The sequence below is a fragment of the Streptomyces sp. BI87 genome, assembly GCF_025957665.1.
Lineage (GTDB): Bacteria > Actinomycetota > Actinomycetes > Streptomycetales > Streptomycetaceae > Streptomyces > Streptomyces albidoflavus.
Genome location: NZ_CP110079.1, coordinates 3,994,013 through 4,010,903, shown reverse-complemented (window position 1 = coordinate 4,010,903; position 16,891 = coordinate 3,994,013). Strand labels below are relative to the sequence as shown.

Below are 16,891 nucleotides of genomic sequence, written 5' to 3'. Positions count from 1 at the left end.
TTCCAGCCGTATTCGGCTTCTCCGGCCGGATGATGATGCGGCGTCAGCGGTCTGGGCAGTTCTATGCTTCGACGGGACTGTAGAAGCAGTTTCCGCAGGCAGGGCTGTACGCAGATCGTGAAGGAGAACGCCCGACATGGTGTTCAAACGGCTCCTCGGTTCGCTCGGCGTGGGCGGGCCCACCGTCGACACCGTCCTCGACGCCGCGCCCGGTTCCGGCAGTGCGGCCGTGCCCGGTGGGGCGCTGACCGGACGGGTGCATCTCAAGGGTGGTGGCTCGGACTTCGACATCTCCGAGATCACCCTGGAGCTGATCGCCCGGGTCGAGGCCGAGACCGAGGAAGGTGAGCAGCACGGGACGGTCGCCTTCGAGCGGTACGTGGTCGGTGGCGGGTTCCGGCTGGCGGCCGAGACCGAGCAGGTGGTGCCGTTCTCGGTGGTGCTGCCCTGGGAGACCCCGGTGAGCGAGCTGTACGGGCAGCCGCTCGGCATCGTGCTGGGGGTGCGGACCGAGCTGGCGGTGGCCGGCGCCAAGGACAAGGGCGACCTGGACCCGCTGGCGGTCGGCCCGCTCCCGGCCCAGGAGGCGATCCTGGAGACGCTGGGCCGGCTGGGCTTCGGCTTCCGCTCGGCCGACCTGGAGTACGGGCGGATCGGCGGCACCGGCCAGCAGCTCCCCTTCTACCAGGAGATCGAGCTCTCCCCGGCGCCCCAGTACGCCCACGCGCTCAACGAGATCGAGGTGACCTTCCTCGCCCACCCCGGCGGCCTGGAGGTCGTCCTGGAGGCCGACAAGCGCGGCGGGATGTTCACCCCGGGCCACGACGCCCTGACCCGCTTCACCGTCTCCCACGAGGACGTGGCCTCGCGCGACTGGGCCGCCGAGGTCGACGGCTGGGTCCGCCAGCTGGTCGAGCACCGGGCGGCCTACGGCACGCACGCCTCGTACGGCCACCACGACCCGTACGCGGGCGGGCACCACGGCCACCACGACGGCCACCACGACGGCCACCGGTCCGGGCCCGGGATGGGGACGGCGATCGCCGCCGGTGCGGCGGGGCTGGCGGTCGGGGTCGCGGGCGGCCTGGTCGCGGCCGAGGTCGTCGACGAGGTCGGCGACTTCTTCGAGGGCGACGAGGACGACGGCGGCGACGAGGGGTGACCACGGGGGCGGGCCCGGTGGCCGGTCCCGGCAGGGGCCCTGTCGCACGGACGCCCGCCCTTTTACAGTGCTGTAGTACCGGTCGCCCCGAGCGGGTGCGGCTGCCCGAGGAACAGACAGGACACCCATGCTCGGCATCAGCGAACTCGCCGTCATCCTGCTAGTGATCGTCGCCGTTCTCGCCGTGAAGCGGCTGCCGGACCTGGCCCGTTCCTCGGGCAAGGCGGCGCGCATTCTCAAGAGCGAGGCCAAAGCCATGAAGGAGGAGTCCCGCCAGGGCGTGGACGGCCAGGACCGTCCCGGCCAGGCGGTGTACTACGCCACCGAGCCGCTCCCCGAGCAGCAGCCCCGCCCGGCGGACGGGCAGCAGGGCCGGCCGGACCCGCAGAACCCGGGCTCCCGCCCGGCCTGACGTGACCTGACCCCGCACACGGCGGGTGCCCCGGACCTCGCCCGGTCCGGGGCACCCGCCGTGTCGCGTCGCCGTCACCGGCGTCCGCGCCTCACCCCTGTCACTCCTGGACGCGCAGGGCGGCCAGTTGCTCGGCGAAGGGGACGACCTCCTCCAGCGGGTCGTCGGCGGGGGCCGCCCGGCGTCCGCCGGACCCGGTGAGCAGGGCGGCCAGTTCGGCGGCGGCCCGGTCGATGCGGCGGTTGAGTCCGTCGGTGTTGCCCCAGTCCTCGGAGGCCGCGTAGACGGCGGTGGGGACGACCACGGCCCGCAGGTAGGCGAAGAGCGGGCGCAGGGCGTGTTCGAGGGCGAGGGAGTGGCGGGCGGTGCCGCCGGTGGCGGCGATCAGCACCGGCTTGCCGGTCAGGGCCTCCTGGTCGAGCACGTCGAAGAAGGACTTGAACAGACCGCTGTAGGAGGCGGTGAAGATCGGCGTGACGGCGATGACCGCGTCGGCCCCGGTGACCTGGTCGAGGGCGGCGGTGAGCTTCGGGCCGGGGAAGCCGGCGGTGAAGTTCTGGGCGATGTCGTTGGCCAGGTCACGGAGTTCGACCGCCTCGACCCGGACCGGGACCTCGGCGGCCCCGAGGTCCCGGGCGACGGCCTCGCCGAGTCGGTCGGCGAGCAGCCGGGTGGAGGAAGGCACGCTCAGGCCGGCCGAGACCACCACGACCCGCAGGGGGCCGGAGGGGGAGACGGGCTCGTTGGCGCTGTAGCGCGGGTCGTTGGCCCTGTCGTCGGGGGCCTCGGCGGCGGGGCGGTCGCCGGACTGGAGGGGGAACTCGGTCACTTGGTCACCGCCTCGGAATCGGCGCTCTCCTGGGCGCGGGCGCGCAGGGAGGCGTGGGTGGGGGCGTCGGGGACGTCGGCCGGGCGGTCCTTGGCGAACTCCTCGCGCAGGACCGGGACGACCTCCTCACCGAGGATGTCGAGCTGCTCCAGGACCGTCTTGAGCGGGAGCCCGGCGTGGTCCATCAGGAAGAGCTGGCGCTGGTAGTCGCCGACGTCCTTACGGAAGCTGAGGGTCCGCTCGATCACCTGCTGGGGCGAGCCGACGGTCAGCGGGGTCTGGCTGGTGAACTCCTCCAGGCTCGGCCCGTGCCCGTAGACCGGCGCGTTGTCGAAGTACGGGCGGAACTCGCGGACCGCCTCCTGGGAGTTCTTCCGCATGAAGACCTGGCCCCCGAGGCCGACGACGGCCTGTTCGGGGGTGCCGTGGCCGTAGTGCGCGTACCGGTTGCGGTAGAGGCGCACCATGCGCTTGGTGTGCTCCATGGGCCAGAAGATGTTGTTGTGGAAGAAGCCGTCGCCGTAGTACGCGGCCTGTTCGGCGATCTCCGGGGAGCGGATCGAGCCGTGCCAGACGAACGGGGGGACGCCGTCGAGCGGGCGCGGGGTGGCGGTGAAGGACTGGAGCGGCGTGCGGAACTTGCCCTCCCAGTCGACCACGTCCTCGCGCCACAGCTTGTGCAGCAGGGCGTAGTTCTCGATGGCCAGCGGGATGCCCTCGCGGATGTCCTTGCCGAACCAGGGGTAGACCGGGCCGGTGTTGCCGCGGCCGAGCATCAGGTCCACCCGGCCGTCCGCGACGTGCTGGAGCATCGCGAAGTCCTCGGCGATCTTCACCGGGTCGTTGGTGGTGATGAGGGTGGTCGCGGTGGAGAGGATGAGGTTCTCGGTGCGGGCGGCGACCCAGCCGAGCATGGTGGTGGGCGAGGAGGGGACGAACGGCGGGTTGTGGTGCTCGCCGGTGGCGAAGACGTCGAGGCCGACCTCTTCCGCCTTCTCCGCGATCCGCAGGATCGCCTTGATCCGCTCGGCCTCCGTCGGGGTCCGGCCGGTGGTGGGGTCCGGCGTGACGTCGCCGACGCTGAAGATCCCGAACTGCATGGCTGGTCACCTTCCGCAGGTTGTTGATTGTTCAACTATACCCGTCCAACGAGGAGCTCCCCCGAGGTATTCCCCCGGCCCCGACGGAGGGACAAAGCGCCTGCACCGCCCCATACCGACCCCCGTCCCAGTGTGCCAGGATCACCCCGCCCCCACCTGGGGAGGAGGCCCGGCGGCAGCACCTACCGTGCTGACATGAACATCATCGACCTGGCCCCCGGCGACCCCCGCCTCACCACCGACGCCCTCCCCGTCCTGGCCGAGCTGCGCCCCCACCTCACCGCCCGCCTCCTGGAGGAGGTCCACGCCGCCGGCCACCCGCAGGGCCTGCGCTTCAGCGCGCTGTACGACACGGAGGGCCGGTGCGTGGCGGTCGCGGGCTGGCGGGTGATCGCCAACACCAGCGCCATCCGCAAGCTCTACGTGGACGACCTGGTCACCGCCGAGGCGGCCCGCTCCACCGGCGCCGGCCGGGAACTCGTCGCGTACCTGGAGGACCGGGCCCGCGAGCTGGACTGCCGCGTCCTGGATCTCGACTCGGGCACCCAGCGCACCGACGCCCACCGCTTCTACCTGCGCGAGCGGTTCTCGATCCGCGCGTTCCACTTCACCAAGCTGCTGCGCTGAGGGCCGCCTCGGGCGCGGACCCGGTGGGCGCGGTGCCTATGCTGGCGGTTGGTTCCGGGGGTCGTCCGGCCTCGGGAGTCGTCCCGCCGACCTTCTCCGAGGAGCACCGTCATGAGCGCCGCGCCCACCCCCGGCAACCGGATCGCCGTCGTCACCGGTGCGAGCAGCGGCATCGGCGCCGCCAGCGCGCGCAAGCTGGCCGAGGCCGGGTACCGGGTGGTGCTGACCGCCCGCCGCAAGGACCGCATCGAGGCGCTCGCGGCCGAGTTGACCGAGGCGGGGCACAGCGTCACCGCGTACCCGCTGGACGTGACCGACCGGGCGGCCGTCGACGAGTTCGCCACCGCCTTCCAGAAGATCGCGGTGCTGGTGAACAACGCCGGCGGCGCGCTCGGCGCCGACCCGGTGGCCGCCAGCTCCCCGGACGACTGGCGCCAGATGTACGAGACCAACGTCATCGGCACCCTCAACATCACCCAGGCCCTGCTGCCCGCCCTCACCGCGAGCGGCGACGGCACCGTGGTGGTCATCTCCTCCACGGCCGGGCTCGCCACCTACGAGGGCGGCGCCGGGTACGTCGCGGCCAAGCACGGCGAGCACGTCCTCGCCGAGACACTGCGGCTGGAGATCGTCGGGACGCCGGTGCGGGTCATCGAGATCGCCCCCGGCATGGTGAAGACCGACGAGTTCGCCCTGACCCGCTTCCGGGGCGACAGCGAGAAGGCCGCCAAGGTCTACGCGGGCGTCGCCGAGCCGCTGACCGCCGACGATGTCGCCGACACCGTCGCCTGGGCGGTGACCCGCCCCAGCCACGTCAACGTCGACCTGCTCGTCCTCCGCCCGCGCGCGCAGGCCTCCAACACCAAGGTCCACCGGGAGCTGTGATCCGCCGATGACCGCCTCCGCCGCCCCCGGCCCGGACGCCCCCGGCCCCGGCCCCGACCTGGCCCCCGGGCCGCCCGAGCGTCCCGTCGCCACCCCCCAGGAACGCCGCCGGCTGGCGGAGGAGACCCGGACCGAGAAGTACGTCTGGTGGTCGCTGGGCTACTTCTTCTTCGGCATCCACATCGTCGCCTTCGTGATGATCTACGCCGTCACGCACGCTCGCTGAGCCGCGCGTGCAGCTCGGCGCCCGCGCCGGTCAGCCCGGTCACCTCGGCGTGCTTGCCGCGCTGGGCGTACTTGGCCGTGATCGTGTCCAGCACGGCGACGGCCGAGGCGTCCCAGAGCCGGGCCGCGCCGAGGTCCACCACGACCTGGTCCGGGTCCCCGGCGTAGTCGAAGCGGTCGGCGAGGCCGTTGGCGGAGGCGAAGAAGAGGTCGCCGGTGACCGCGTACCGCACGGTGGAGCCGTCCGGGGCGCGGGTGACGGCCAGCTCGGCGCGGCCCGCGACCCGGCGCGCGAAGACCCCGAGCGCGGCCAGGCAGCCGGCGATGACGCCGACGGCCAGGTTGTGGGTGGCGACCACGAAGACGACGGTGACCGCCATGACCGCGGTCTCGCCCACCGGCAGGCGGCGCAGGGTCGCCGGAGTGATCGAGCGCCAGTCGAAGGTGGTGAAGGAGACCATCACCATCACCGCGACCAGCGCCGCCATCGGGATCGCCGAGACGGCCGGGCCGAGGGTGAGGCAGAGCAGCAGCAGGAAGACCCCGGCGAGGAAGGTGGAGAGGCGGGTGCGGGCCCCGGCCGTCTTCACGTTGACCATGGTCTGGCCGATCATGGCGCAGCCGCCGAGGCCGCCGAAGAAGCCGGTGACGACGTTGGCGACGCCCTGCCCGACCGACTCGCGCCGCTTGTCGGAGGGGGTGTCGGTGAGATCGTCGACGAGCTGCGCGGTCAGCAGCGACTCCATCAGCCCCACCAGCGCCAGCGCGAGGGCGTACGGGGCGATCAGCGTCAGGGTGTCGAGGGTGAAGGGCACGTCCGGCAGGCCCGGGGCCGGCAGTGAGGTGGGCAGGGCGCCCCGGTCGCCGACGGTCGGCACGGCGAGCCCGGCGCCGACGGTGATCAGGGTGAGCACCACGATGGAGACGAGCGGCGCGGGCACCACGGTCGTCACCTTCGGGAAGACGATCATCAGCGCGATCCCGCCGGCGATCAGCGGATAGACCGCCCACGGCACGTGCTCCATCTCCGGGACCTGCGCCAGGAAGATCAGCACGGCGAGCGCGTTGACGAACCCGACCATGACCGCGCGCGGCACGAACCGCATCAGCCGGGCCACGCCCAGCGCCCCCAGCACGATCTGGATCACCCCGCCGAGGATCACGGCGGCGACCAGGTACCCGAGCCCGTGCTCCCGGTTGAGCGGCGCGATCACCAGCGCGACGGCCCCGGCGGCGGCCGAGATCATCGCCGGCCGCCCGCCGACCACGGAGATCACCACGGCCGTGGTGAACGAGGCGAACAGCCCCACGGCCGGCTCCACCCCCGCGATCACCGAGAAACTGATGACCTCCGGAATCAGCGCCAGCGCCACCACCAGCCCTGCCAGCACCTCGGTCCACAACCGCCGCGGCGACATCCGGAACCGCCCCAGCAGCCCCCCGCCACCGGACGGCGGCACGGGCGCAGGAGCAGAGGCAGGGGCAGGGGCAGGAGACAGCAGCGAAGCAGAGGAAAGAGCCAAGAGAACCGCGAGACCTGTCGTACTAGGGGCGCACCACACAACCGGCACGCGACTACGGACCAGCACCCCCGCACAGACACGGCCGGGCACCCACCCGACTGTACCGAGCCGAGCCCCCACACGGCCCGCGCGCCCACTTCGCCCCCGGCCGGCGCTTGAGGCCATCTGGCTACGCGCGCGTGCGCCCCGGACCCCAGCCAAAATCAGCCCGGCCGGCGCTTGAGGCCAAAGATCAGCCCGGCCGGCGCTTGAGGCCATCTCTGACCGCAAGGCCGGCCGGGCGAAAGCCGGAACGCCCAGCCCAGCCCAGCCGCAGGCGTCACCCCTTGACGCAGACGACCTGCTTGAGCTGAGCCACGACCTCGACCAGATCCCGCTGCTGGTCGATGACCTGCTCAATGGGCTTGTAGGCCCCCGGGATCTCATCCACGACCCCGGAGTCCTTCCGGCACTCCACCCCCCGCGTCTGCTCGGCCAGGTCCCGCAGGGAAAACCTCCGCTTGGCCGCGTTCCGGCTCATCCGCCGCCCGGCCCCGTGCGAGGCGGAGTTGAAGGAGGCCTCGTTCCCGAGCCCCTTCACGATGTACGACCCGGTCCCCATCGACCCGGGGATGATCCCGTAGTCCCCGCTGCCGGCCCGGATCGCCCCCTTCCGCGTGACGAGCAGATCCATCCCGTCGTACCGCTCCTCACTCACGTAGTTGTGGTGGCAGGAGATCTCCGGCTCGAAGGTGACCCGCGCCTTCTTGAACTCGCGGGAGACCACCTGCTTGAGCAGGTCCATCATCAGCGTGCGGTTGTACCTGGCGTACTCCTGCGCCCAGAACAGGTCGTTCCGGTACGCCGCCATCTGCGGGGTGTCCGCGACGAAGACGGCGAGGTCACGGTCGACCAGGCCCTGGTTGTGCGGCAGGTCGCGGGCGACGCCGATGTGGTGGTCGGCGAGTTCCTTGCCGATGTTGCGCGAGCCGGAGTGGAGCATCAGCCAGACGTCCCCGTCGGTGTCGACGCAGACCTCGACGAAGTGGTTGCCCGAGCCGAGCGTGCCCATCTGGTGCGCGGCCCGCTCGCGGCGGAAGTGGACGGAGTCGGCGACGGTGTCGAAGCGGTCCCAGAAGGCTTCCCAGCGGTTGGTGCCGAAGCCGTGCGTGCGCGTCGGGTCGACGGGCCGCTCGTGCATCCCGCGCCCGACCGGGATGGCCTCCTCGATCTTGGAACGCAGCCGGGAGAGATCCCCGGGCAGGTCGTTGGCGGTGAGCGAGGTCCGCACCGCCGACATGCCGCAGCCGATGTCGACGCCGACGGCGGCCGGGCAGACCGCGTCGCGCATGGCGATCACCGAGCCGACGGTGGCGCCCTTGCCGTAGTGCACGTCGGGCATGACGGCGAGGCCCTTGATCCACGGCAGGGTGGCGACGTTCTGGAGCTGGCGCATCGCCGCCTCCTCGACCCCCGCCGGGTCAGCCCACATGCGAATGGGTACCCGCGCGCCCGGAATCTCCTGGTAAGCCATGGTTGTCTCGTTCCCCCGGTACGTCGGCCGCACGCTGCTCTGGAAGGCGGGGCCGCTGGACGTCACGCGCGAATACCTGGCCAAATAACGGGAGCAACGCCCGCATACAGGGCGGGCGACCGGCGACCCCGGCGGCGCGTGCGATACACATTGTGTCCATCGGCCGCCGCAGCACGGCAACCGGATTTCCGGCGCGGCGCCGGGCGACGAAGCCGTACGAGAGGAGCCCCGACCGTGGCGCGTAAGGCGTATTCCCGCAGGGCACGGGTGACCGGCACACTGATGCTGCTGGTCGCCCTCGGCGCGGCGGGCTGCACCGGCGACCCGGCCGCCGAGGACTCCCCCGACGCCAAGCCGGCCGGCGGCGAGGCGACCACCGCCCGGGCCGAGCCCGGCAAGTACCAGACGCTGCCGCAGCCCTGCCGCGCGGTGGAGACCGGCACGCTCGACGCGATGCTGCCGGGGCTGGCCCAGCTCGACCAGGAGCAGCGGCAGAAGGCGTACGAGGGGACCTCCTCGGTCACCTACGACTCGGACCGGCGCACCGGCTGCCGCTGGAAGGTGGACTCGGCGGACGCCGGACACCTGCTGCGGATCGACTTCGAGCGGGTCGTCTCGTACTCGGCCTCGGTCAGCGACGACGCCCGCGCGCAGGCCGTCTACGGGGACCGGATGAAGGAGGCGGAGCTGCCGCTGCCCTCCGACCCCCGCGAGGAGCAGCCGGAGCGCCGCGCCGACGACTCCGCGAAGGCCGACCGCGACGAGGCCCGCGCCACCGCCCCCGCCGACGACGAGGCGGGCCAGGGCGCCTCCCCCGAGACCTCGGAGAAGCCGGGCAAGGGGAAGGAGAAGGAAGCCGGGAAGAGCGAGGAGCCCGCAGACGAGACGGTGGACCCGTCCGCCCCGGCCGAGGGGCTGGAGCCGCGCCTCCTTCGGGAACTGGCAGACGACGCGTTCATCGACGACCAGCTCACCACCTCCTCCTCCGGCTCCGGCCAGCGCACCGTGACTGTGGTGTTCCGCACGTCCAACGTCATCGTCACCGTGGAGTACGAGGTCCAGCCGAAGCAGGTCGCCGAGGTCCCCGACAGCGCGTCCATGCAGGAAAAGGCGCGTGAGTTGGCCGGCCTGCTGGCCGAGCGGCTGAGCGACGTGTGACCCCGCGCGCCCCGGCGCGCACCTCCGGAGCGGGTGGGTCGCCCCGCCGCTTCGGCGTACGGTGACCCCTCGGACCATCCGATCCGTCCGGTTCGGCCCGACCGCACGACTTGAGCGAAGGAACCATGCACCGACCAGCACAGCGACTGACCCGCATACTCGCCTGCGCCGCCGTCCCGGTGATGCTCGTGGCCGCCGGCTGCTCCTCGGACGACTCCTCGGGCACCGACGACGCGCAGAAGGACAAGCCGGCCTCCTCGTCCGCGGCCTCCGCACCGGCCGTGGAGAAGGCCGCGTACGGCACGCTCCCGGAGGCGTGCTCCACGCTCTCCAAGAAAACGCTGAAGGACCTGGTCCCCGACGCGGACAGCCTCAAGGGCAAGACCGGCAAGTCCGACGACACCGCCTCGCGCGCCACCTGCTCGTGGAACAGCCTGGACACCAAGGGCGTCGACGGCTCGCAGTTCCGCTGGCTGCACGTCTCCCTGATGCGGTTCGACTCGGACGAGGCGCTCGGCTCGGGCGCGGAGCGCGCCGAGAAGTACTACGCCAAGCAGATCGCCGACGCCAAGGCCACCGAGGACGCCAAGGAGGTCGCCGCCGAGCCGGTCTCCGGCACGGGCGACGCCGCGACAGTGGTCTCGTACGAGCTGAAGAAGAAGGAAGGCACCTTCAAGCAGCAGTCGCTGGTGACCCGCGTCGAGAACGTCGTGGTGACCGTCGACTACAACGGCGCCGGCCTCGCGGGCCAGAGCTCTCCGAAGACCGCGGGCCTGGTCGAGGACGCCACCAAGGCCGGCAAGGAGGCCGTCGCGGCGGTCACCAAGGCCAACAGCGCGGACGCCAAGGGCTCCTCGGGCGAGGACTCGGGCAAGGAGTCGGAGAAGGACACCGGCAAGAAGTCCGAGAAGGACGACGACGAGAACGCCGGCCAGGGCGCGGACCCCGGCAAGTCCTGACGGACAGCGCCTCGTCCCGCTTCCCTCCGCGGAGCCCGGTCACCTTCCGGTGGCCGGGCTCCGGCGCGTTCCGGAGGCTCGTGGGGCGTTACGCCGCGCGCCGGTCGCGCCGGGCCTTGATCCGGCGGCCCGTGGCGACCAGGGGCAGCAGCGCAGCCAGGGAGAGCTGGAGGGCGCAGCCGGTCACCAGCAGGCGCTCGGCCCCGGGGGCGCCGGCGGCCCAGGCGACGAGGCAGCCGATGTTGACGGCGGCCCAGACGACCGTGGCGACCGCCATCCGGCCCGTCGGCTTCGGGTACTCGACCCGGCTCACCATGAGCCAGGCGACGCCCACCACCAGCGCGAGGGTGAGGGCGAAGGGCAGTTCCAGCAGGACGACCGAGACGACGGTGAGCGCCGCGAAGGGGATCGGCATGCCCTCGAACATGCCGTCGCGCGAGGTGGTGACGGAGAAGCGGGCCAGTCGCAGCACCCCGGCCAGCAGCACGGCGACCGCGCCGACCACCGTCAGGCCCAGGTGGTAGCCCTCGCCGACGAGCCCCCAGACCACGACGAAGTAGGCCGGCGCGAGACCGAAGCTGATCAGGTCCGAGAGGTTGTCCAGCTCCGCGCCCATGCCGGAGCTGCGGAACTTCCGTGCCACCAGCCCGTCGCACAGGTCGAAGAGGGAGGCCAGCAGGATCAGCATGACGGCGGTGGCCGCGCCCTGCCGCAGGGTGCCGTCGCCCGGCCCGCCGGTCAGGTAGGGGACCAGCACGGCGGTGGTGATGAAGTACACCGAGGAGAACCCGCAGACCGCGTTCCCCAGGGTCAGTATGTCGGCGGCCGACAGCCTGGACGGGGACGGCTGCCGCCCGCTCCTGCCCGGCGCCTCCCCCGGTACGTCGCGGCCGGTGTCCGGGCCCGCGTTCCGGCGTGGCTCCTCGGGTGTCTCCTCGGCACGCAGCACTGCCCTGTCCGTGTCGGTCGTGGTCAAGGCAGTCTCTCCTCCGCGCGTCCGTTCGCCGGCGGGCCACCGGTGGCGAGCATCATGCCAGCACGCGAACGGGGTCCCTGTCGTACCCCGGCACAGGCGTCCGCACACATGTGCCAGTCTGTTGGGCGCAACAGGACGCAATCCGCCGGGACCCGACGGACCCGCAGGACGACGGAGAGGGAGCGCCAGTGGCGGCGACAGAGCTGACACGGACTCACCGCATACTCATCGGGGTGGTCGTGGCCGGTGCGGTGGTCATCGCGGCCATCGGTTTCGCCGGTTCGTACACGGCGGTGCGTGAACTCGCCCTGGACAAGGGGTTCGGCACCTTCTCGTACTTCTTCCCGATCGGCATCGACGCGGGCATCTGCGTGCTGCTCGCCCTCGATCTGCTGCTGACCTGGATGCGCATCCCGTTCCCGATGCTGCGTCAGACGGCCTGGCTGCTCACCGCGGCCACCATCGCCTTCAACGGCGCCGCCGCCTGGCCCGACCCGCTCGGGGTCGGCATGCACGCGGTGATCCCGGTGCTCTTCGTCGTCGCGGTGGAGGCCGCCCGGCACGCCATCGGCCGGATCGCGGACATCACCGCCGACAAGCACATGGAGGGCGTGCGGATCACCCGCTGGCTGCTCTCCCCGCTGCCGACCTTCCTGCTGTGGCGCCGGATGAAGCTGTGGGAGCTGCGCTCCTACGAACAGGTCATCAAGCTGGAGCAGGAACGTCTCGTCTACCAGGCCCGGTTGCGTTCCCGCTTCGGCCGCTCCTGGCGCCGCAAGGCCCCGGTGGAGTCGCTGATGCCGCTGCGCCTGGCCCGGTACGGCGTCCCGCTCGCGGAGACGGCCCCGGCCGGCCTCGCCGCCGCCGGCATCGAACCGGCCCTCCTCCCCCCGGCCCCCGCCCCCGCCCGCCAGGAACTGGAGCGCGCCGACCGGCCGGCCACGGAGACGGCCCCGGCCCCGGCGCCCACCTCCCTGGAGAAGCAGCCCGCGGAGCGCCCGGCCGCGGAGGCGCCGCAGGAGCAGCAGGCGCCCCCGCCGGAGGGCAGCCCGTGGTTCGCCGGGCAGCAGGGCCCGGTGCAGTACGCGGGCACGTACGACCCGCAGTACGAGCCGGACCCGCAGACCTTCGCGGAGTACCAGCGGTACCAGCGGTTCGCCGCGCACGAGGCCCAGGTGGCCCAGGAGGCGCAGGCGGCGCAGGCGGCCGAGGCCCAGCAGCAGGCCGCCGAGGAGGAGCGGCGGGACGGCGTGCAGGTTCCGGCGGGCCCGGGCCGAACCCGTCCGCTCGGCGGCGCCCCGGCGATCCCGGCCCAGCGCGAGGGCGGCCGGCCCGCCGAGGGCGAGGAGTTGGAGCAGTCGCAGCCCACGCTTCCGGAGGACGAGGTCCCGCAGGTCCCCGGCGGGGGCGCGATCGACGAGGAGACCTTCTTCGCGGCCTTCCGGCGGTACGTGGAGGTCAACGGGAACTACCCGAACGCCCGCAAGTTCGGCCTGTACCTCCAGGACCACCACCAGGTCAGCAACGAGGCCGGTGGCCCGCTTCCCGAGGGCGACCTCTGGCCGTACCTGCGCGAGTGCCGCCGCCGCTACGAGCAGGAGCAGGCCCAGGCCGCTCCCGAGCCCGACTTCACCAGCGCCTGACCGCCCGGCGCACCCCGCACACGGCGAAGGCCGCCTCCCCGGTACTCGGGGGAGGCGGCCTTCGCCGTACGTACGCCGCAGAGCGGTCAGGCGCCCAAGAGGCGGCGGACCCGGTCCTCGCCGACGGCGAGCAGCAGGGTGGGCAGGCGCGGGCCGGTGTCGCGGCCGACGAGGAGCTGGTAGAGCAGGGCGAAGAAGCCGCGCTGGGCCGCCTTCAGCTCGGGGGTCGGCTTGGCGTCGGCGGGGAAACCGGCCTGGATCTTCGGCACGCCGTAGACCAGGGTGGTCAGCCCGTCGAGCGACCAGTGGCTGTCGAGGCCGTCGAGGAGGAGGCGCAGCGACTCGCGCGCCTCGTCGCCGAGGCCGGCCAGCGCCTCGGTGTCGGGCTCGGCGCGGACGACGGTGCGGGCCTCGGCGTCGACGTAGGTGTTGATCCACGCCTCGGCGCGGTCGAGCCGGGGGCGGACCTCGTCCAGGCCGGTGATCGGGCGGGTGGGGTCCAGCTCGCTGAGGATGCGCAGGGTCTGGTCCTCGGCGCCGGCGGTGATGTCGGCGACCGAGGCGAGCGTGCGGTACGGCAGCGGGCGCGGGGTGCGCGGCAGCTCACCGGCGGCGGTGGCGGCGGCGCGGCTGTGGGCGGCGGCGTCGGCGGGCAGCGCGGTGCCGTCGGCGACCTTGGCCTCCAGCTTGTCCCACTCGTCGTAGAGCCGCTGGATCTCCTGGTCGAAGGCGATCTTGAAGGACTGGTTGGGGCGGCGGCGGGCGTAGAGCCAGCGCAGGAGCTGGGGCTCCATGATCTTCAGGGCGTCGGACGGGGTGGGCACGCCGCCCTTGGAGGAGGACATCTTCGCCATGCCCGAGATGCCGACGAAGGCGTACATCGGGCCGATCGGCTGGACGCCGTCGAAGATCTCCACGATCTGGCCGCCGACCTGGAAGGAGGAGCCGGGCGAGGAGTGGTCGACGCCGGAGGGCTCGAAGATGACGCCCTCGTAGGCCCAGCGCATCGGCCAGTCGACCTTCCAGACCAGCTTGCCGTGGTCGAAGGTGGAGAGCTTGACCGTCTCTCCGTGGCCGCAGGCGCAGGTGTAGGCCAGCTCCGTCGTCTCGTCGTCGTACGAGGTGACGGTGGTGAGGTCCTTGTTGCAGACGGTGCAGTACGGCTTGTACGGGTAGTAGCCGCCGCCCGCCGTCGTGCCGTCGTCCTCGGCCGCGGCGCCGGAGCCCTCGGCGGCCTCCAGCTCGGCCTCGTCCACCGGCTTCTGCGACTTCTTGCCGGGGGCCTTCTTGGTGCGGTACTGGGCGAGGATCGCGTCGATGTCGCCGCGGTGGCGCATGGCGTGCAGGATCTGCTCGCGGTAGGCGCCCGAGGTGTACTGCGTGGTCTGGCTGATCCCGTCGTACTCCACGCCGAGCGCGGCCAGCGCCTCGGTCATGGCGGCCTTGAAGTGCTCGGCCCAGTTCGGGTACGCCGAGCCGGCCGGGGCGGGGACGGCGGTGAGCGGCTTGCCGATGTGCTCGGCCCAGCTCTCGTCGATGCCCGCGACGCCGGCGGGGACCTTGCGGTACCGGTCGTAGTCGTCCCAGGAGATGAGGTGGCGCACGGTGTGGCCGCGGCGGCGGACCTCGTCGGCGACCAGGTGCGGGGTCATGACCTCGCGGAGGTTGCCCAGGTGGATGGGGCCGGAAGGGGAGAGCCCGGAGGCGACGACGACCGTCAGGCCGTCCGCGCCGGGCGCCTCGTCCGCCGTGCCGTCGGCCTTTTTGGCACCGGCTCGTCGCTCCGCCTCGGCGATGACCTCGTCCGCGTAACGGGAGACCCAGTCGGCGGTCTCTGTGCTCTGAGCCACGATCGGCACGTCCTTCTTTCTCATTCACCTTCGGTGGCCGCCCGGGACTTCGGTCGCGGCCCGCCACCATTGTCCCAGCTCGCCGCCCTACCACGAAAACCGCTTTTCACGGCGCTCGCGCCAGGTGGGATACTTGGCGCGACCTCAGGGGGTTCCCAGGAACCCCCTAGCACCCCAAGGAGAACGGCACCCCACCCCATGGCCTCGGTCACCTCGCTCACCGCTTCCGTCCACCAGCGTCTCGCGGACGCCCTCGCGGCTGCCCTGCCGGAGGCCGGCGCCGCCGACCCGCTGCTGCGACGTAGCGACCGGGCCGACTACCAGGCCAACGGCATCCTGGCCCTCGCCAAGAAGCTCAAGGGCAACCCGCGCGAGCTGGCCGCCAAGGTCGTCGACGCCATCGGGGCGGACGAGGTGATCCAGGACGTCGAGGTCTCCGGGCCCGGCTTCCTCAACCTCACCCTCTCCGACGCCGCCATCACCCGGAACCTCGCGGCCCGCGCCGCCGACCCGGCCCGCCTCGGCGTGCCGCTCGCCGAGGCGCCCGGCACCACGGTGATCGACTACGCCCAGCCGAACGTCGCCAAGGAGATGCACGTCGGCCACCTGCGCTCGGCCGTGATCGGCGACGCGGTCGTGCGGATGCTGGAGTTCACCGGTGAGCAGGTGGTCCGCCGCCACCACATCGGCGACTGGGGCACCCAGTTCGGCATGCTCATCCAGTACCTGATCGAGCACCCGGGCGAGCTGGCCGCCACCGCCGAGAGTGCCGCCGTGGAGGCCGGCCAGGCCAGCGTGGAGGCCGGTGAGCAGGCCATGTCGAGCCTCAACCGGCTCTACAAGGCGAGCCGCGCCCTCTTCGACTCCGACGAGGAGTTCAAGACCCGCGCCCGGCGCCGGGTGGTCGACCTCCAGGCGGGCGACCCGGAGACGCTGGCCATGTGGCAGCGGTTCGTGGACGAGTCGAAGGTCTACTTCTACTCCGTCTTCAACAAGCTCGACATGGAGATCCACGACGCCGACGTGGTGGGCGAGTCCGGGTACAACGCCATGCTCGCGGAGACCTGCCGCCTGCTGGAGGAGTCCGGTGTCGCGGTCCGCTCCGAGGGCGCCCTCTGCGTCTTCTTCGACGACGTGAAGGGCCCCGACGGCCAGCCGGTCCCGCTGATCGTGCAGAAGTCCGACGGCGGCTTCGGCTACGCGGCCACCGACCTCTCCGCCATCCGCGACCGCGTCTTCCAGCTCAAGGCCGACACCCTGCTCTACGTGGTGGACGCACGGCAGTCGCTCCACTTCAAGATGGTCTTCGAGACGGCCCGGCGGGCCGGCTGGCTCGGCGAGGAGGTGAAGGCGGTCCAGCTCGCCTTCGGCACCGTCCTCGGCAAGGACGGCAAGCCCTTCAAGACCCGCGAGGGCGAGACGGTCCGGCTGGTCGACCTGCTCGACGAGGCCGTGGAGCGCGCCACCGCCGTGGTCCGCGAGAAGGACGTCAAGGAGCAGCTCACCGAGGAGCAGATCGCCGAGCGCGGCGCCGAGGTGGGCATCGGCGCGGTCAAGTACGCCGACCTGTCGACCTCCGCCGCCCGCGACTACAAGTTCGACCTGGACCAGATGGTCTCGCTCAACGGCGACACCTCGGTCTACCTCCAGTACGCCTACGCCCGTATCCAGTCGATCCTGCGCCGGGCGGGCGAGGCCCGCCCGGTGGCCCACCCGGAGCTGGCGCTGGCCCCGGCCGAGCGGGCGCTCGGGCTGCACCTGGACCAGTTCGGCGAGATCGCCTCGGACGCCGCCGCCGAGTACGCCCCGCACAAGCTGGCCGCGTACCTCTACCAGACGGCCTCGCTGTACACGACCTTCTACGACCAGTGCCACGTGCTCTCCGCCGACAACCCGCCGGAGGTCGTGGAGAACCGCCTCTTCCTCTGCGACCTCACCGGCCGCACCCTCCACCAGGGGATGGAACTGCTGGGCATCCGCACGCCCGAGCAGCTCTGAGCGAGCGGCACGACGACAGCGGCAGGGGCCG

15 protein-coding genes are annotated in these 16,891 nt (G+C 72.2%); 9 read left to right on the top strand and 6 right to left on the bottom strand.

Features of this window, described 5'->3' with window-relative positions; genetic code table 11:
* The first annotated feature begins 136 nt into the window (after positions 1-136).
* On the top strand, positions 137-1,162 hold the full coding sequence (locus OIM89_RS17720; protein ID WP_226965405.1) for a sporulation protein: 1,026 nt from the start codon (positions 137-139) through the stop codon (positions 1,160-1,162).
* Positions 1,163-1,289: 127 nt separating this feature from the next.
* The gene (locus OIM89_RS17715) at positions 1,290-1,574 is read left to right on the top strand and encodes a twin-arginine translocase TatA/TatE family subunit (protein ID WP_003948814.1); all 285 of its coding nucleotides are present in this window, start codon (positions 1,290-1,292) and stop codon (positions 1,572-1,574) included.
* A 100-nt stretch (positions 1,575-1,674) separates the two neighbouring features.
* On the opposite strand, the gene OIM89_RS17710 is transcribed toward OIM89_RS17715, so the two are convergent.
* Both OIM89_RS17710 and OIM89_RS17705 read right to left on the bottom strand, forming a co-directional pair.
* Positions 1,675-2,403 carry an FMN reductase gene (locus tag OIM89_RS17710; RefSeq protein ID WP_037665717.1) on the bottom strand — a complete coding sequence of 243 codons (729 nt, stop codon included), beginning with the start codon at positions 2,401-2,403 and terminating at the stop codon, positions 1,675-1,677.
* Positions 2,400-3,503 carry an LLM class flavin-dependent oxidoreductase gene (locus OIM89_RS17705; protein ID WP_151169114.1) on the bottom strand — a complete coding sequence of 368 codons (1,104 nt, stop codon included), beginning with the start codon at positions 3,501-3,503 and terminating at the stop codon, positions 2,400-2,402. The genes OIM89_RS17710 and OIM89_RS17705 overlap by 4 nt, the downstream gene beginning before the upstream one ends.
* 195 nt (positions 3,504-3,698) lie before the next feature.
* Between OIM89_RS17705 and OIM89_RS17700 the strand changes: the two genes are divergently transcribed.
* The 3 genes from OIM89_RS17700 (at position 3,699) to OIM89_RS17690 (ending at position 5,241) form a co-directional block, all read left to right on the top strand.
* Positions 3,699-4,130: a GNAT family N-acetyltransferase gene (locus OIM89_RS17700; protein WP_030700027.1), complete on the top strand. Its 432-nt coding sequence runs from the start codon at positions 3,699-3,701 to the stop codon at positions 4,128-4,130.
* 111 nt (positions 4,131-4,241) lie between these two features.
* Complete coding sequence (locus OIM89_RS17695) at positions 4,242-5,015, top strand: SDR family NAD(P)-dependent oxidoreductase (RefSeq protein WP_030700026.1); 774 nt, start codon at positions 4,242-4,244, stop codon at positions 5,013-5,015.
* Positions 5,016-5,022: 7 nt separating this feature from the next.
* A complete protein-coding gene (locus OIM89_RS17690) occupies positions 5,023-5,241 on the top strand; it encodes a hypothetical protein (protein WP_238470307.1) in 219 nt (72 codons plus the stop codon).
* Here OIM89_RS17690 and OIM89_RS17685 read toward each other — a convergent pair.
* Together OIM89_RS17685 and OIM89_RS17680 are read right to left on the bottom strand one after the other, a co-directional pair.
* A complete protein-coding gene (locus OIM89_RS17685; RefSeq protein WP_151170433.1) occupies positions 5,225-6,658 on the bottom strand; it encodes a SulP family inorganic anion transporter in 1,434 nt (477 codons plus the stop codon). The genes OIM89_RS17690 and OIM89_RS17685 overlap by 17 nt on opposite strands.
* A gap of 424 nt (positions 6,659-7,082) precedes the next feature.
* Positions 7,083-8,276: an RtcB family protein gene (locus OIM89_RS17680; RefSeq protein WP_195730856.1), complete on the bottom strand. Its 1,194-nt coding sequence runs from the start codon at positions 8,274-8,276 to the stop codon at positions 7,083-7,085.
* Positions 8,277-8,510: 234 nt separating this feature from the next.
* On the opposite strand from OIM89_RS17680, the gene OIM89_RS17675 reads away from it, so the two are divergent.
* Together OIM89_RS17675 and OIM89_RS17670 are read left to right on the top strand one after the other, a co-directional pair.
* The gene (locus OIM89_RS17675; protein WP_052230947.1) at positions 8,511-9,434 is read left to right on the top strand and encodes a hypothetical protein; all 924 of its coding nucleotides are present in this window, start codon (positions 8,511-8,513) and stop codon (positions 9,432-9,434) included.
* Positions 9,435-9,559: 125 nt separating this feature from the next.
* Positions 9,560-10,393: a DUF3558 family protein gene (locus tag OIM89_RS17670; RefSeq protein ID WP_217465957.1), complete on the top strand. Its 834-nt coding sequence runs from the start codon at positions 9,560-9,562 to the stop codon at positions 10,391-10,393.
* 88 nt (positions 10,394-10,481) lie between these two features.
* Here OIM89_RS17670 and pssA read toward each other — a convergent pair whose 3' ends face one another.
* Positions 10,482-11,369: a CDP-diacylglycerol--serine O-phosphatidyltransferase gene (gene pssA / locus OIM89_RS17665; RefSeq protein WP_030700223.1), complete on the bottom strand. Its 888-nt coding sequence runs from the start codon at positions 11,367-11,369 to the stop codon at positions 10,482-10,484.
* 188 nt (positions 11,370-11,557) lie between these two features.
* Here pssA and OIM89_RS17660 point away from each other — a divergent pair, with 188 nt between their 5' ends.
* On the top strand, positions 11,558-13,012 hold the full coding sequence (locus OIM89_RS17660) for a DUF2637 domain-containing protein (protein WP_217465958.1): 1,455 nt from the start codon (positions 11,558-11,560) through the stop codon (positions 13,010-13,012).
* An 86-nt stretch (positions 13,013-13,098) separates the two neighbouring features.
* Here OIM89_RS17660 and lysS read toward each other — a convergent pair whose 3' ends face one another.
* Positions 13,099-14,871: a lysine--tRNA ligase gene (lysS, locus tag OIM89_RS17655; protein WP_226965640.1), complete on the bottom strand. Its 1,773-nt coding sequence runs from the start codon at positions 14,869-14,871 to the stop codon at positions 13,099-13,101.
* Positions 14,872-15,060: 189 nt separating this feature from the next.
* Here lysS and argS point away from each other — a divergent pair, with 189 nt between their 5' ends.
* Entirely contained in the window at positions 15,061-16,860 is a 1,800-nt protein-coding gene (gene argS / locus OIM89_RS17650) for an arginine--tRNA ligase (RefSeq protein WP_247860773.1), read from the top strand.
* Positions 16,861-16,891 lie beyond the last annotated feature (31 nt).

Coding starts and splice junctions, on each gene's coding strand:
- OIM89_RS17720 (WP_226965405.1), top strand. CDS start 137: ATGGTGTTCAAACGGCTCCTCGGTTCGCTCGGCGTGGGCGGGCCCACC.
- OIM89_RS17715 (WP_003948814.1), top strand. CDS start 1,290: ATGCTCGGCATCAGCGAACTCGCCGTCATCCTGCTAGTGATCGTCGCC.
- OIM89_RS17705 (WP_151169114.1), bottom strand. CDS start 3,503: ATGCAGTTCGGGATCTTCAGCGTCGGCGACGTCACGCCGGACCCCACC.
- OIM89_RS17700 (WP_030700027.1), top strand. CDS start 3,699: ATGAACATCATCGACCTGGCCCCCGGCGACCCCCGCCTCACCACCGAC.
- OIM89_RS17695 (WP_030700026.1), top strand. CDS start 4,242: ATGAGCGCCGCGCCCACCCCCGGCAACCGGATCGCCGTCGTCACCGGT.
- OIM89_RS17690 (WP_238470307.1), top strand. CDS start 5,023: ATGACCGCCTCCGCCGCCCCCGGCCCGGACGCCCCCGGCCCCGGCCCC.
- OIM89_RS17685 (WP_151170433.1), bottom strand. CDS start 6,658: ATGTCGCCGCGGCGGTTGTGGACCGAGGTGCTGGCAGGGCTGGTGGTG.
- OIM89_RS17680 (WP_195730856.1), bottom strand. CDS start 8,276: ATGGCTTACCAGGAGATTCCGGGCGCGCGGGTACCCATTCGCATGTGG.
- OIM89_RS17670 (WP_217465957.1), top strand. CDS start 9,560: ATGCACCGACCAGCACAGCGACTGACCCGCATACTCGCCTGCGCCGCC.
- argS (WP_247860773.1), top strand. CDS start 15,061: ATGGCCTCGGTCACCTCGCTCACCGCTTCCGTCCACCAGCGTCTCGCG.